Origin of the sequence: Campylobacter sp. JMF_01 NE2, assembly GCF_027737365.1 — a bacterium.
Lineage (GTDB): Bacteria > Campylobacterota > Campylobacteria > Campylobacterales > Campylobacteraceae > Campylobacter_B.
In genome coordinates, this window is sequence record NZ_JAOVTR010000022.1 from 1 (window position 1) to 1,247 (window position 1,247).

1 protein-coding gene is annotated in these 1,247 nt (G+C 39.5%); it reads left to right on the forward strand.

From position 1 onward, the window contains the following. Positions 1-1,247, forward strand: a 1,247-nt coding sequence (gene dnaE, locus OFO01_RS08955) for a DNA polymerase III subunit alpha (RefSeq protein WP_270875553.1), incomplete at both ends; no start/stop codon positions are given.

The window sequence follows — 1,247 nt, forward strand, 5'->3', positions numbered from 1 at the left end:
GTGTATCGCCACGGGCAAGTTGCTTGATGATAAAGATCGCTTAAAACACAGCGTTCATGAGCTTTATGTAAAAACTGATGATGAGATGAAAGCGATTTTCGCCGATATTCCCGAAGTCATCGCAAATACGCAAGAAATCGCAGATAAATGCAATCTGACATTTAAATTTGATGAAAAAGATTATGCGCCGACACCGCCGAATTTTAAATTTTCTATCGAATTTGCCAAAGAATTAGGCATAAATTTACCAAAACCTGACGATAGATATAATTTCGAAAATGACGATTTTGTTTTTGAGTATGCGTGTAGAGCAGGACTTGAAAAACGGCTTGAATTCGTTGATAAAGACAAACACGAAATTTACAAAAATCGCCTTGAAACAGAAATTCAAATCATCAAAAAAATGGGCTTTTCAGGCTATATGCTTATCGTGCAAGACTTCATAAACTGGGCGAAACGAAATGATATTCCAGTAGGTCCCGGTCGAGGTTCGGCAGCAGGAAGCTTGTGTGCGTATTCGCTTCGCATAACCGACATTGATCCGATACCTTATAACTTGCTTTTTGAGCGATTTTTAAATCCGTCAAGAATATCAATGCCTGATATTGATGTGGATTTTTGCCAAGAAAAACGGGGCAGGGTCATCGAGTCTGTAACAAATCAATACGGCAAAGACAATGTCGCGCAAGTCGCCACCTTTGGTAAGCTTCTTGCAAAAGGCGTCATACGCGATGTCGCAAGGGTTTGTGATATGCCGTTAAATCAAGCTGACGCTATGGCAAAGCTAATACCAGATGTGCTAGGAATTTCGCTAAAAGAAGCTTACGAGTTAGAGCCAAAAATCGTAGAGCTTGTAAATTCAGACCCCTTAGCAGCAAAAGTGTGGAAATATGCGCTAAATTTAGAAGGGCTAAATCGCAACACAGGTATGCACGCAGCAGGTGTGGTAATATCAAATGAACCGCTTTGGAATAAAGTTCCTTTATTTCGCCAAACCGCCAAAAAGGACAAAGAAGACGACAGCGGGCAGTATATAACGCAATATACAAAAGATTATCTCGAAGATGTTGATTTGATCAAATTTGACTTTTTGGGTTTAAAAAACCTTGACATCATCGATAGCACGATTAAGCTTGTTAAGATGAGATACGGCGTGGATATAATGTGGGAAAATATCGATTTTAACGACCCAAAAACCTACAAGACTATTCAAAGCGGAAACACTCTTGGCATATTTCAAATCGAAG